The sequence below is a fragment of the Pandoraea terrae genome, from assembly GCF_902459695.1.
Lineage (GTDB): Bacteria > Pseudomonadota > Gammaproteobacteria > Burkholderiales > Burkholderiaceae > Pandoraea > Pandoraea terrae.
In genome coordinates, this window is the sequence record NZ_CABPRZ010000004.1 from 111,038 (window position 1) to 124,732 (window position 13,695).

Consider the following 13,695-nt stretch of genomic DNA (forward strand, 5'->3'; position numbering starts at 1 on the left):
ATCGACGTTGCGCCGCGATCGCGCCCGCTCGACATCCTTCCGCCCGGCGGTACCGGCCACTTTCAAATTTTGCTCACGCGCGTTTCGCCGAAATCGTCCAAGGCGCGCGAATCGAGTGTCACTGTGTGCGCAGCATCCCGCCCAGCCTGCCCCTTCGACACGTCCGGCACGGTGATCTCCATGCCGTAAAGGACGCCGTGCCGCGGATCGCCCATCGAAAAAAATGGGAATCCGACCTGAGGCCAGATCGGAACGAGAAAGGAGAGGACGAGCACTCCGTTTGACAGGCGCCGTTCCGTCGGGCGCCGGACGGCTCAGGTCAGAAATAGCAACGTCACGGTCGCGTCGACAGCGACCAGTTCTGCGCGGCAGCGTCGCGGTAATGGTCGTCGAGGTAGGCAAGCAGCACTTGCGCCAACGCATCGTGGGCCGTTGCCCGGTGCGACGGGGTGGGCGCCTCGGCCATCCTGCGCGCACAGTCCGTCAGACGCGTGATCAGGGGGGCGGTCCTGGGCGCATTGCGCGCAATCTCCGCCAGATCCAGATCCAGGGTACTTCCCGTGGATCGCTGTGCGATATTGAACAAAAGCTGGTCGAAATCGTCTCGATGGGCTTCGACGTAGTTGTCCCACCATGGACGGCCGGCTGCACCGCCCAAGCGGCTTCTCGCGATCGGAAGCAGCAGGTCGAGGCATTCGGTGCCCAGCGTTTCCTTCTCGACGAGGCGTTGCGCCGAAACAAGACTGACCGACACTGGCAGGAAGTCCGAGGGCGTCCCGCCGCTATTTTCCGGAGCGTCGCCATTCCCTCTCCAACCCGGGACAACGATGCCGGAAGAGTCAAGGGGAATCCCGGACGTCTTGAGCGCCTGAGCCACCATCAGCTTCAATCGCCCCCCTTTCACCTTGTATAACGCTCGCGTCGAATAACCTTTCGTCACACTCGGCACCATGGCCAGTGCGTCGGAGAATGCGACCGGATTGACGACGCCATCCGGGGACACGCTCGCCTCCAACGCACCCGTCAGGATGGCCGTGCCATCGAGCAGGCCATCGAAGGAGACGTCAACGAATTTGCCGCAATAATAGGGGTCCTCGTCCTCAGTCACGTGCTTGAAGGCAATATTCACGCCCAACTGCACGCCGAGCTGCGGCACCGTCACCTCGACGCCAGCCCTGACAACGCGTTGTTTGGCGACACAGCTCATCCGATAAATTTCCAGGCTTGCCGGCCGCAGGATCTCGGGATGCCGCGCGATCAGCGCCCGGATGTCCCGCTCGACGTCTTCCGAGAGATAGCCATCAAGCTTAAGCCGCGCAAACTGCTTCAACAGCCCGTGAGACGTTTTCGCGACCTCGTCGAGCACGGCCATTGCCTGCTTGCCCCCGCTCATGTTCGTCAGCGCTTCCACGACAGCTTCGCTACCGAACTGCGCATGCTGTTCCATCGCGAACTGCAGCCCGAGATCCGTATATTCATGGCAGGTGTCGCGAAGCGACTCGCGTGCATCGTCCGGGCGTCGGTCGAGCAAACTCATGATGTCCAGCCTCCCCCGCTTCACCGCATGCTCATGGGCACAGGCAAGCTTTCCCGATCCGGTGACGATCGGGGGCAGTCCCGCGGCCACCCCCGCGTCGGCGCTGATTTCCGTTACCGCATGACGCTCCAGTTCACGAGGCGCGGCGCCCGGAAGCGGCCGGCATGCCACGTTGCAACGGAGTCTTTGCAATTGATCGACGAGGAAGGGGTGCGAGATATTGGCGCGACGAATATCTCGCTCGTAACTTGTCGTCAACTTCACGACGTCGCGCAAATTGAACAACAGGTCAAGCTTCGCGTGAGTGAGCCACGTGATCAGTTTATGCCCCCTCGCCGCGACATAATCCGAGAGCTTGTCGTAGACCGCTCGCCTCGTGTGAATCAACTTCACGCCGCCGTCCGCAGATACGCCATCGGTAACTTTCGCGCCCACAAATACGCGGGCCGAACCGCTCTTCTGCTGCAACGCGTAGCCTGCCTGGGAAACGCTCATCCCATGTGCTGCCGACACCTGCAAACCGACGGGGCCTATCTTTCCCGCCGCGCCAATCGTCACCGACTCGGACGAGCCGCCCCGCATGGCGCTCACATTCTTTTCCATCACCCGATCGAGCCGATGCTTGATCAGCTCGCTTACGGCCGCACGAAATCGCCACTTCAATGTCCGGCACGTGAGATAGGCGTCTCGCACCGCCCAATCGTCATGACCGCCTTTGACAACGCGCTCCCCGCCGGCCTGCTGGGCTGCCTTGAAGAACAGGTAGCAATCGTTGATCGCTTTGGCATCGAGCGCAGCGCCCTGGCCGGGTCGCGCAATCCGCGACGCATACTTCTCACACATGGCGAGCCTGGCACTCTTGTCTTCGCCGAATGTCGATAGATCGCGCAGCAACGTCAACACGGCGTTCGTGACGCTGATCACATCTGCACGGCTCATCGGCGCAACCTCGCCGGCCGAGGTGCCACGCTGCTTCACCGATAAATTGCCGAGACTCAGGGACTCAAGCGCCCCTCCTGTTGCGGCATTCTTGAGCGAATCGTCAACCCTGGCCGACGCGATACACGTCGCCGCCGTTGATCGCGCCAGCGCCAAACATCCCTTTGCTGAATCAACATGTTGCGTCACCAATTTTCGCCCTCCAATGGTTGGTGAAACTCAGTCGTCAAGCGACAATTTCCCTGAAATCCGAAACGATCCTGAGGATATCGGACTTGTCCGGCCGCACATTCTTCGCGAAAAAACAGCGCATCTTTCGTCTATCGATGCTTGCCGGGAACGACATCCACGATTCGCAATCCCCACGATCACCGCCACGAACCACCTCGCTCACCGTGCCTGCGGTGGCGCATACGAGCGCGACAAACAAATCCCCATCCCTGAATTCGACCAGCCAAGTCCACGGGTTTTCGAAACTCCGAACCTGAAAATACTCGCCGATTTTTTCCGGAATCTCCGTTTCCAGCGACGGGGCCATGAGTGCAAACGCATCCTGGTTCATTCACCCCCCAGATTATTTTTTATCTTTTGCGACCAGGATATAAATGAAGCAATGCGCGCCACGGCGGCATCCGGTGCCACGCCGGGCAAGTTCGCACACATTACCCACGCCCCCGCTTGCGGAGCGATCGCGAACCCCTGCCAGCAGATCGAAAAGTTCATCTCCAGCACGCGATCCGGATCGGCATCGTCCGCCGTATTGAATCGTCGCTCGATCCCTTTGCGCTGCCCACCATGAATGACACCCACATCGCCGTCCTCGAACTCGAAGAAGATCGCGTTATTCCGAAGCACAGCATCGACATTCATTTCGCATTTCAACCATTCGAACAACAACGACAACCATTCGCAGGGTTCGATAACCTCCACATCGCTACTCGGTGGAAATCCTTTTCCCGTGCTCAATATTTCCCGTCTCGTCAAATGCAAAGCGGTCTCCGGCGGTGGAACGACGTATCCAATTCGTTTTCAAATACCTTCAACCATTGCAACCCGCATTGATATCAATATTCGCTCCCCGCGCTAGCACGACGCCAACAAGAAATCCATATCGCAGGAGATTTATGTGAAAAATCCCACCAGAACGTCATGCGCAACTTCCTGCCCATGTCTTTCAGAAATCGGCTATTCAAATATTTGCGGAAAATATGAAATCTGCGCCTAATTCCGGAACAATATAATCGTCATGCGATCAAACTTAACAGTCCGAAATGCCAGGTAATCGGCCCATGCACTCATAGTGACGTCCATCGGCATGCTCGGACAGAACGAGCATTGGCAGAGGGTTGAGAAATGGTGCAGCTAGACAAACTTGGCATCGACAAGCGGTATTTGTTTGACGATTTCATTCTGACCGCCGAGGGAATGTTGATTCGGGGAAATTGCCAAGTCAAAGTCCCCCCCAAAGAACTCGCAGTGTTGACGATCCTTCTCGATGCGGGGGGCGCCGTCGTGGACAAGGGTGATTTGCTCGACGCGGTCTGGCCATTCAACGGCGCAAGCGAGGAGTCGTTGACACGTTGCATCTATGCCCTGCGCCGCGCGCTTCAGGAAAGCAAGACCGACCGTTTTATTGAAACGGCGTACGGCAAGGGATACCGCTTCTCCCGTCATGTGGTGGTCGTCTCGCGCGGCGCGCAGAGCGCTGCGCGCACGTCTTTGGCCATACTGCCGTTCCGATCCCATGATTTGCTGAATGTGGCGGACCTTCAGGACCGTCTGGTGACGCGGCTTTCGCGTTATGCACCCTATGGCCTTGCCGTACTCCCGACGGCCGTGACGCGCCAATGTCATGGCCCGGCTGACATCGCGGCGTTGATCGACCGGCTCCGTCCCGGCTACTATCTGGCCGGGCACGCAATGCCGTGCGGTCTTGGCGTGCACTTGCGCGTGGAACTGGTGAGATCCGATGGGCATGAGCTCATCCATGTGGAGGACATCCACCTCGATGCAGAGCGGCCGGCCCCCTATCTGGAGCTGCGCCTGACCGACATCGTCACCAAGCGCATTCCCGGGCTCGCGTTGCCGCGCACCGGCGTTCGCACGTTCGGATCGGTCGGCGAAGCCGTGACGTTCATGCACGCGCGCTACCATCTGCAACGCCATACGCCGTCAGGCCTGTTGCACGCGCTCGCCATGTTTGAGCAATGCCTGGGCACTGACGCGCATTGCGCGCAATTGCATTGCGGACGGGCAGAATGTTATTTCGCGCTCGCTCAACTCGGCACGTTTGACCAATGCGCCGCGATGCACGCCGCAAAAAACTCGGTGGACAACGCCTTGGCTGTCGATTGCCGCAATCCGCACGCGCTAAGCCAGTTGGCGATTCTCAGCAGCCTGAGATTCGACCGTACGGTTGCCAACACATTGTTCGAACAGGCGTTGTTGCTCGCTCCGGAAAATCCCTACGTTCATTACCATTACGCATGGCACTTGATGCTCGAGGGACAGCACAGCACCGCAAGACGATCGCTCGACCGGGCCTTGCAACTGGATCCGACATTCATGGCGGCGGGCATTCTGCGGCTATGGGCGTCCTTTTACGAGCGCGATGTCGATCATGCCCTGGCGGGCGCCTCGCAGATTCTGATGCGGCACAGCCAGGCGCACCCGGTGTTGCTCAGCAGTTACGCGGTGGCGCTTGCCTGGGCAGGCAGGCATGCGGAGGCGATCAAGCTCGTCGAATCGCTTCACGAGGGCGATCGCAATGCCGGATTGATTTGCGCCAATCGGCACTATGTTCGGCTCCAGTGCGGTGTGGACGGCGGCCGGCAGGAGGCGGACGCTTTTCTGTCCAACGTCGATTGCCGGCAAGTCCGCGCCAGCCTGCTGCCCCTGATTCTCGAACTCAAGGGCCTGCGCACGGCGCGGGACGCATGGCGCGAAATGTGCGAGGACAGTTATCCGTGGCAGCGTTTCTACCGGCACGACCCGCGCCTCGACAGGCTCTTCTCGCTCTAGTTCGCCAGCACAGGCAATGTGACGGTATCGCGCCTTCAAGGCGCGGTTTCCGAACCCCGCCGGTTCGCCAACAAGGCATCGACATCGAAGCCCAAACTGCCAAGCAGCGCGGCCACCAGCGGGTTGGGGCCGTGGGGCTCGCACATCAGGCTCGTTTCGCCGATCAGTTGGTGAGCGAATGCCTGCAGCGACTCACGTTGCGGATGCACGGCCAACGCATCGAGCAGATAGGCCAGCGCATCCGCCAATGGCGCGGCATCGCCGGCGCCGAAGCGATCGAGTACCGCCCGTTGACTCGATGCCGTTGCCGGCAGGATCGCGTCCCGCATGGCGATGCAATGCCGGCGCCGCGCGATGTCGTCCAGGTGAATTGGCGCAAGCGCATCGCGCAACACCATCATTAACGCCACGGCGGCGCCCTTGGCGTCGTCATACCAGGCGACAATCCGCATGTGATAACGCGCAGGCACGTTGCTGAGCGGCCCGGACCGGAAGCACCGAATTGCCTCCGCCCGGTCCATTCGCATCGAGCGCTGGTCCGGGCCCGATGCCGTCTCGCGAGAAGCCAAATTCATGCGAGTCATTTGAAATATGTACTGATCGTATCCTTGCAGGCCGCAATCGCACCGCTCAATACTTTCGTCATATTGTCGTACAGCGCATTGGCAGTGGTGTATTTCTGCGTGAGGGTCTGCAGCTTCGTTTTAAACGCATTGTCCTGGCCGAGAAAACCCGTCTTCCAGGTATCGAGTTCTATCGGATTCAACTCCTCCTTCGACGGCAATCCGCTGATCATCGAGTCCAGGGGACCCAGATCAAGCGTGACGACATATTTCCCCGAGCCCTCCGGAAATTCCTTGAGACTGCTCTGCGGCAACCCCAGTTCCTTGAGCCACTGTTCCGCCTCTTCCTTCGTCGCTCCGTCGATCGCGCCATCCCTGCCCGGCGACGGAAACAGCACGCCCGCGGGATTCGGCAGTGAGAACTTCTTTTTGAGTTCCTCAAGCTTTGCCTTGAGTTCGGCCACCTTCAGCGTGACCTTGTCGCCTTTGTCATTGACGGAAATGAGCTTATTGAGCTCTGCCGTGATCTTATTCAACTCGTCGTTGAATTCGAGCGCGTTTTTCGATGCTTGCTCATAGATATCCAGATATTTCTTTTTTATCTCGCCTATGATTTCTGCAATTTTTGCCCACATCTCGGAGTCCGACATCACCTTATCGTCGTCTTCATTGGCCTCGGGCGGGCTCGGTGGTTTCAGCGAATTGACGCTGGGCGAGCGCGGCGGGTTCCCTTCGGGCACGTCGCCAGACGTCAACGCGGTCAGCGCATCCACGCGCGACTTCGCGTTCTGCCATGCCAGACGGGCCTGGGCAACCGAGTCGGCGGCCACTGCGCCATTGCACTGCCGAAAATCGTCGCGCATCTGTCCAAGCGCAGACTGCAGCATCTCGAGCGCCTCGATGCCGTCGGTGAGCAGGCCGGCCTTCGGATCGGCAATGCGGGACAGTGCGTCCGGCGTGGACACGGTCACGTCAGCGTCGTCCCGCGCCACGTCGTCCGGATAGGCGCCGCTCACGCGTGACCCATAGGGTATCGATTGAATTTCCATCGTGTTTGCTGATCTCCGGAACAAGAAGTTCAAGCACGCAAGTTGCTGGCCACGCTGCCCACGGCGGCAGCCTTCGCACTCATTGCCTGCGCCATTTCCCTGAGCAACTCCTGAATTTGCGCTTCCATGCGGGCGGCATGATCGCGCGACGAGGCAGAGGCGTCGCTGAGTGTTTGGGATGCAGCGGAATCCAGGCGTTGCCGGGCCTGCTCGATCGTCTCGGCATAGCGGCCCGTGCCTGACATGACGCCGCCGGTCACGCCCGCCACCGCAGCCACCGCCCGGCCCTTCTCACGCTGAGCTTCAGCCTTCAGCCGTTCGTTCGTCATATACGCCCGGCGCTCCTCGTTACGCGCGTCGTCGCGCGCTGCAGCGGCAGGCGCCGACGCCGCGTTGCCATCCGCCGGTTTCAAAGCCGCGTTGCCGCCGGCAGGCGTCTGCGTATCGGCCTGGGGCGGTGGCGCCGCAGCAGCAGCGGGTTTGGCGGCGAGGGGCGGCGCAGCCGTCAGTGCCGCAGGCGCCTTATCCACGGCGGCCGGCGGGAGCGCCCCCGAGACCGCCTCGGCTTCGCCAGGCAGGTTCCGCGCAGGCGCGGGTTGCGGCGCGGCGTCGAATTTGAGGGCGTTGCGTTCGGCCGACAGTCCCTTGAGTTGCTGCTGCGCTCCGACGCCCGCCACTGCGGTCTGGACTGCGGCTGTTGCGATACTGCTCGACATCCCGATCACACCAGCGCGCTTGATCGCATCCGCTTCACTCTGGCGCCACTGGAAGCCGAGTTTACCCAACAGGCCCTTCATCCCCTGATCGGACTCCATGAATTTCTGCACCAACGCCAAATATTGCACGAGCAGACGGGTCTGATCACTCTGAAAACTGCTGAAATCGAAAGCCGGCGGCCTGTTTTCGCCCGACGGGGGTGGCACGCCCCGCGTGCCCGGACCTTCCTCCGAAGACGGCCCCGGCTTGGCCCACTGCCGCAACCAGTTCGATGCCGCCCCCATATCGGCTGCGTCCGGCGGCGGGTTCAATCGGGGCCGGCCGAGGGTATTGGATGGTTTCGATTGCCCCTCGATATCGATCCATTTGTCCTGCCCCTGTCCGATGGAGGGTGGCGCCTGCACAGGGTCGGGCGACACGGGCCCGGGTTGGAAAATGCCCGGATAGGCAATTCGATCGATCATGGCTCGCTCCTCGGCAAATCACGCACGCGCGTGATTCAACATGAATTTGCTCGTATTGGCCTGCTGCGTCAGGGAAGATGACAATGCCTCCACCAATGACGCGATCGTCCCGTTGGTCTTCGCGAACTTCGACGCCGCGTCCTTGACCCAATTATCGATTTTGTCCAGGATCTCCCGGTCCATCACGACTTCCGCCTGGACGTCGGCGGCGGTGTTCTCATAGATCCCTGCGGCGATCGCGCCGCCGCCCTGCGCGCCCATATTGGCGAGCTCACCGCCTGCGGCAATCTTGTTCAGCGTATTACCGATGAGCTGCCTGCCCGCGGCATCGCCATGAATACCGAGGCCGGCCATGAGGTTTCCGGCGGCTTTCGAAATCACTTTGCCGCCGGTCTTCGCTACATCCCTGATCAGGTCCGGCACGATCTTTCGCAGCGCATCCCCCAGGAATTTCCCGATCGCGCCGCCCAGCTTGCTTGCGACGCTCGAACCCACGACCATCACGACAGCCATCACCGCGACAACCGCGACAGCCGCGACGACTGCGCCAACGACGCCGCCGACCAATTCCGCGGTTTGCTTCGGAACGCCGAGCTTCTCGAGGAGCTGGCCGAGCCCTTTGCCAATCCAATCGGTCAACGGCTGAATCACCGAGTTCATCAGCGGCTTCAAGGCCTCTCCGATCAGCGAGAATCCCGTCGCGGCGGAGATCACAGTATCGCCAGCCATCATCGCGGCGCCCATGACGGCAAGCGGCACGCTTGCACCCCCGGCAAACACCGCGCCGACAACGCTGGCCACGGTCAGTATGGCGCCGAATATCTTGCCCAACCAACCCATCGCCTTACTGAGCTCCTCGGCCTTCCTGACCTCGGCCTTGTATTCCTCGTTGCGCCTCTCAAGCTCAGTCTGGCGCGTCTTTCGCATGGCCTCGAAAATTTCCATGTCGTTTTGCAGCGACGTCTCGGCACTGTTTCCCAACATTTCGATAAACGCCGCCATCAGCTTCGTCATCGCGCCGATATTGCCGAGGTTATCTTCCGCGTCTTCGCGCGAGGGCGGCGTACCCAGTGTGTTCAATCCATCGTTCAACAACTTGTCCGCAGCGTTCACCGCGGCAGCCGCCGCGGTTTGCGCCCGCTCCGCCTCGGCGCGGCGCGCGGCCACGGCATTCTCCGCCTGCGCGGCGCTCTGCATTGCCGTCTCGTGTTTCTGCATTGCCGCGTCGTACGCCAGCGTGCCCGGGGTCAAGGCATCGCGCTCGCCGCGCAGCTTATCAACCCTATCCTGCGCCGCCTTTGCCTGTGCAATCGCATCCGCCAAGGCCTTCAAAGCATCTTCATAGGCAGCGATTGCGTCGCTGACACCCTGTTTCGCGGCCTCGTACTCGGCCGACAATTTTTCTCCGGCGTTGCTGCGCACATCGTTTTTTGCCTGCCACGCCGCGAGCCGCGCGTCGATCGCCGCAAGACTGCTGGTGCCAAGCTGATCAACGAGCCTCGTCAGCATTTCCGTCAGCGCACCGGCGCCCCCCGACGCGCTTTTTTTCTCAGTTGCCGGAGGCTTTAACGCCGGCACATCCGATTTCCGAGGTTGCGCCTCGCTCTGTTCGACCGACTTGCCGGCAGCCGCCGACATCATCCCGTTCAGCGCACTGTCGCGATTGGCCAATAAGGCTTGCGCCGGGGACTGATCGACAACGTTGGCATTTTCGATCGCCCGAGCGTTGGCAAAATCAAATACGTCTCTGGTAGCGGCGATATTCACGAGACCTCCTGGTCTGCATTCTTCGGCATGCTGTTTTGCGGCGCCTCAAGCACCGCCAGATAAGTGCGCGACTTGGTGCGCAAGTCGGCATCGCAGCTTCGTTCTTCGACAAGCGCGAAGCACTCGCGCGCCTCCTCCTCGTTCTGCATCGAAAGATGGCATTGCCCGGCGTAGAACACCGGACGGTAATCCGACTTGCCAAGCGCGAAGGCCACGGCGTAAAGATCGATCGCTTTCCGAAACTGCTGCTTGAGCTGGAACACTGCCCCCAAGCCGATGAGGTAGTCCTGATTGTAAAAATCGTAAATGCAGAGAAACCTGAAAAACGCCTCTGCCTGATCAAGCCGCCCCTTGTCGTAAAAGTCGTAGGCGTGCGCGTAAAGACCTTGCATCAGATCCTCGGATACGCCATGCACGTCCTTTAACGTTGCCCCCGCCACCACGGCGTCCCAAATTGTCTGCGCCGTGCGATCGCTCTCCGAGTCCGCGCGTTCCACCATCGGCACCTCGTTCCCAACTGCTCCCATCTTCGCCCCCTTGCACACGACACATCGGCCACTGCGTCGCTTCGTTTTCGACCCGTGAGTCTTGTGTCTATTCCAAACGAAACACCGCCGCCGTTCCATCATGAATCGCTCACGCGCGCCGGATTTTTCGCTTTCGAAGGACGCCGCCACGGGCGGCGTGAGTTCCATCCCGGCAAGCAAGTGAATCACCTTGTCCGGACCACCGCACCGAATCATCGAATAGGTTCTGTCCGCCTCGGCCTCGGCCTGGCTCGCGTGCTCGCTCAAGCGGCGCCGCTTTTCGGCGACACGTGCATATTGCAGATCCCTCGGCGCGAGAATCGACAGCATTCCCTTCGCTTCATTGGCCTGCAGCATCGCGCGAATGGCATCCAACTGTGCTTTCGCATGAACCGCGCAATGCGCCTCGTGCGATTGCAGCAGGGCCTGTGCCAACGAGACCAGTTCGATCAAGCGCGGATCGATTCCGGCCGCTCCCGTGTACGGCGCATTGCCGGTATGAGTGACGCAATCGCCGTGCGGCATGGCAACGCCACCCACCCGATCACTCAGAATCCGCACATGCTCGTCGAAGGCCGCGCACGCAAGAACCTCGTCTTGCAGCACGTCGTCGAGCCCGCGCAAGCAGCTCAGGGCAAGTTCACGCGCCTGCAAAACCCAATTCGAACGAAGCGTCGCCGAGCCGCCCGCGATGGCAGCATCGCCGGCGGCCAACGCAGCGTACCCCGCACCTGCATGCTGGCCGCGCGCCCTTCCCGAGCGCGCGGATACACGTCCACCGCCCCGGCAACACCCGCCGCAGCCCTGTAAAGTACGCCACTGCCTCGCACAGCAGCCGCCTTCGACGTTGCGTTTCATACACTCACCTCCCGCGCGATATTTCAAAATCTCCCTCCTATTGATGCGAACACGCCTCGACCGGTGCTCAAGCGCCGGCACTTTTGCCCGCCGTGCCGCCGTGCGCCAGTTCATCGCCCACGGTGTCTCCTGTCTCCCACGCCGCCGACTTGCCGGCAGCTTCCACATCGGCCAACCATTCAAGCAGCCGCAGCACACGTTCGACCTCGCGAGAACGGACAAAGGAATATCGCCGATGCGTTCGGTACAGCTTTCTCGCCAACTCGATGTCGCGCACCACAGGCACGCCGACCGACTCGGCGTAATGACGCACCGCCAGCGCCATCTGGTTGGACTCCATCACGGAGACGAACGGCAGCGGGCACAGCTGCGGCCGAAAATAAATTCCGATGGCGATATGCTCGGGATTGGCAACGATCAAGTTCGACCCCCTGACATCGGAGCGGACCTGCTCCGACAGAAGCTCCTCATGCAATTGCCGCCGCTTCGACTTGAGCTCCGGATTTCCCTGTGTTTCCTTGTGCTCCCGCTTGACTTCATGCTTTGCCATCTTCTGATCCCGCATGAACAACCAGAACTCGGCAACGGCATCGATGGCGGCGACGACGACAACACATGCAAACGCGGCGCCGGCTGTCAGCTTCACCAGCGAGTGCCAGACAGCCACCATGCCCGCCGGCGTCATGTTCAGTTGCGCGAACAGCAGCCCGCGTCCCTTGTGCCAGACGACGACGGCGACCAGCACGAAGCCCGCGAGATAGCAGAACGCCTTGATGAAGTCCTTGAACGTTCTCAAGCTGAAGATCCGCTTGAACCCCTGCACCGGATTGATCGCGGAAAAATTGGGCGCCAGCGCCTTGGTTGCCAGGCGAAATCCGGTCTGAAGCAGCACCGGCAGGGCCGAGGCACCCGCCCCCACCGCCAGGATCGGGATGAGCAACTCGACGCCGTAAGCCATCACTTGTCCCGCGTAGGCCCGCACGTCGCCGCTGCCCCCATGCGCAAGTATTTGGCGATAGGCGTCCATCAGGGCCATCAGCGGATCAGCCGACAGCAAATAGGCAATGCCGAAGAACGTCAGGCACGCGGTCGTGAGGTCACGACTCTTGAATGACTGCCCCTTTTTGGACGCCTCCTCGAGACGCTTCTGCGTCGGCTTTTCTGTCTTCTCCGACATGTCAGTTCCCTGCCGGCACGAACCAGCGAAGCAATTCGTCGGGATACATGACCATTCCGGCCATCTTCTGCGGGAACATTGTCCCCGCGTAGATAAGCAACAGCGTGAAGGCGATCAGGCTTTTGATCGCCAAAGAAACCGCGAAGGCGTTCATCTGCGGGGCAAATCGCGACAGCAGGCCAAGCAGGATTTCGGAAATCAGGAGCGCGGCCACTACCGGACTGGCCAGAACGAGCGCATGCACCACGATGACATCCAGCAATGACAGGACCGGCGGCAACGACAAGTTGCAGGCGCGCAGCGGGTCGCAAATGCCGTAGCTGCGCGCCAACACATCGAGCATCAAGCGCATGCCGCCGATGTTCAAATAGGCCGCCGCGCAGAACAGATTCAACATGTTCGCCAATTCCGACGTATCGACGCCGTTGGCCGGATCCACGACACTGCTCAACGTCGCGCCGCGTTGGTTGTCGATATAGGCCCCCACCGCGTGGAATACCCAGAACGGCCATGCGAGGGCGCAACCCAGCGCGCCGCCGATGAGCACCTCCTGCACGGCAATGCGCCAGAACGGCACGTCCGGGGTCATGCCAGCACCGTCCAGGTCATGGGGCCACAGGCCGATCGCCACCCACATCGCCACTGCCGTTCTGGTCACTCCGCTCAGCACATTGCCATTCAGGAACGGCAACATGAAGAACACGGGCGCCACGCGAACAAACCCGATCGAGGCTGCGGCGACGGCATCGTGCGCCAGAAAGAACCACGGCACGGACATCACTTACCGCGCACGCATCGCAAGCGCGATGGCCTCCTGACCGAAAGCGACCAGCGTCTCGCCGTACCATGCCGCCAGGACGAACAGGCAACACGAGACCGCCAGTAATTTGATGCCGAACGGTAGCGTCTGCTCCTGCACTTGCGTGACAGTCTGCAATAATCCGACCACGAGGCCCACGACCGTGGCGACAGCCACCGGGGCGGCGGAAAGCATCAAGATGAGGTAAAGCGCCTTATTTCCCGCGAACACCAGATCCGTCATGTCGCTCCTTGCCTGCCGATGCCATCCGTCGGAT

The 13,695-nt window shown here is 60.9% G+C and carries 12 protein-coding genes; 1 reads left to right on the top strand and 11 read right to left on the bottom strand.

Annotation, left to right across the window (positions count from 1 at the left end; genetic code table 11):
- Positions 1–334 precede the first annotated feature (334 nt).
- The 3 genes from PTE30175_RS06060 to PTE30175_RS06070 all read right to left on the bottom strand — a co-directional run bounded on the left by PTE30175_RS06060 (position 335) and on the right by PTE30175_RS06070 (position 3,406).
- The gene (locus tag PTE30175_RS06060) at positions 335–2,515 is read right to left on the bottom strand and encodes a hypothetical protein (protein ID WP_150696165.1); all 2,181 of its coding nucleotides are present in this window, start codon (positions 2,513–2,515) and stop codon (positions 335–337) included.
- 187 nt (positions 2,516–2,702) lie between these two features.
- Positions 2,703–3,038 (bottom strand): hypothetical protein, encoded by a 336-nt coding sequence (locus tag PTE30175_RS06065; RefSeq protein WP_150696166.1) that lies wholly within the window; start codon positions 3,036–3,038, stop codon positions 2,703–2,705.
- On the bottom strand, positions 3,035–3,406 hold the full coding sequence (locus PTE30175_RS06070; protein WP_150696167.1) for a hypothetical protein: 372 nt from the start codon (positions 3,404–3,406) through the stop codon (positions 3,035–3,037). The genes PTE30175_RS06065 and PTE30175_RS06070 overlap by 4 nt, the downstream gene beginning before the upstream one ends.
- A 423-nt stretch (positions 3,407–3,829) precedes the next feature.
- Here PTE30175_RS06070 and PTE30175_RS06075 point away from each other — a divergent pair, with 423 nt between their 5' ends.
- Positions 3,830–5,497: a winged helix-turn-helix domain-containing protein gene (locus tag PTE30175_RS06075; RefSeq protein ID WP_150696168.1), complete on the top strand. Its 1,668-nt coding sequence runs from the start codon at positions 3,830–3,832 to the stop codon at positions 5,495–5,497.
- Between the two features lie 35 nt (positions 5,498–5,532).
- Here the strand turns inward: PTE30175_RS06075 and PTE30175_RS06080 are convergent, their stop codons facing one another.
- The 8 genes from PTE30175_RS06080 to PTE30175_RS06115 form a co-directional block, all read right to left on the bottom strand.
- On the bottom strand, positions 5,533–6,072 hold the full coding sequence (locus tag PTE30175_RS06080; RefSeq protein ID WP_191628862.1) for a hypothetical protein: 540 nt from the start codon (positions 6,070–6,072) through the stop codon (positions 5,533–5,535).
- 5 nt (positions 6,073–6,077) lie between these two features.
- Positions 6,078–7,031 carry an IpaD/SipD/SspD family type III secretion system needle tip protein gene (locus PTE30175_RS06085; protein WP_191628864.1) on the bottom strand — a complete coding sequence of 318 codons (954 nt, stop codon included), beginning with the start codon at positions 7,029–7,031 and terminating at the stop codon, positions 6,078–6,080.
- A gap of 107 nt (positions 7,032–7,138) precedes the next feature.
- Positions 7,139–8,290, bottom strand: a complete 1,152-nt coding sequence (locus tag PTE30175_RS06090) for an IpaC/SipC family type III secretion system effector (RefSeq protein ID WP_150696171.1) — start codon at positions 8,288–8,290, stop codon at positions 7,139–7,141.
- Between the two features lie 18 nt (positions 8,291–8,308).
- The gene (gene sctE, locus PTE30175_RS06095; RefSeq protein ID WP_150696172.1) at positions 8,309–10,057 is read right to left on the bottom strand and encodes a type III secretion system translocon subunit SseC family protein; all 1,749 of its coding nucleotides are present in this window, start codon (positions 10,055–10,057) and stop codon (positions 8,309–8,311) included.
- On the bottom strand, positions 10,054–11,442 hold the full coding sequence (gene sicA / locus PTE30175_RS29035; RefSeq protein ID WP_275938948.1) for a type III secretion system translocator chaperone SicA: 1,389 nt from the start codon (positions 11,440–11,442) through the stop codon (positions 10,054–10,056). Before sicA ends, sctE begins: the two co-directional genes overlap by 4 nt.
- A 67-nt stretch (positions 11,443–11,509) precedes the next feature.
- Positions 11,510–12,619, bottom strand: a complete 1,110-nt coding sequence (locus tag PTE30175_RS06105; RefSeq protein WP_150696173.1) for an EscU/YscU/HrcU family type III secretion system export apparatus switch protein — start codon at positions 12,617–12,619, stop codon at positions 11,510–11,512.
- A gap of 1 nt (position 12,620) precedes the next feature.
- Positions 12,621–13,391 (bottom strand): type III secretion system export apparatus subunit SctT, encoded by a 771-nt coding sequence (gene sctT, locus PTE30175_RS06110; protein WP_224788620.1) that lies wholly within the window; start codon positions 13,389–13,391, stop codon positions 12,621–12,623.
- A 9-nt stretch (positions 13,392–13,400) separates the two neighbouring features.
- Complete coding sequence (locus PTE30175_RS06115; RefSeq protein WP_150696175.1) at positions 13,401–13,661, bottom strand: EscS/YscS/HrcS family type III secretion system export apparatus protein; 261 nt, start codon at positions 13,659–13,661, stop codon at positions 13,401–13,403.
- Positions 13,662–13,695 lie beyond the last annotated feature (34 nt).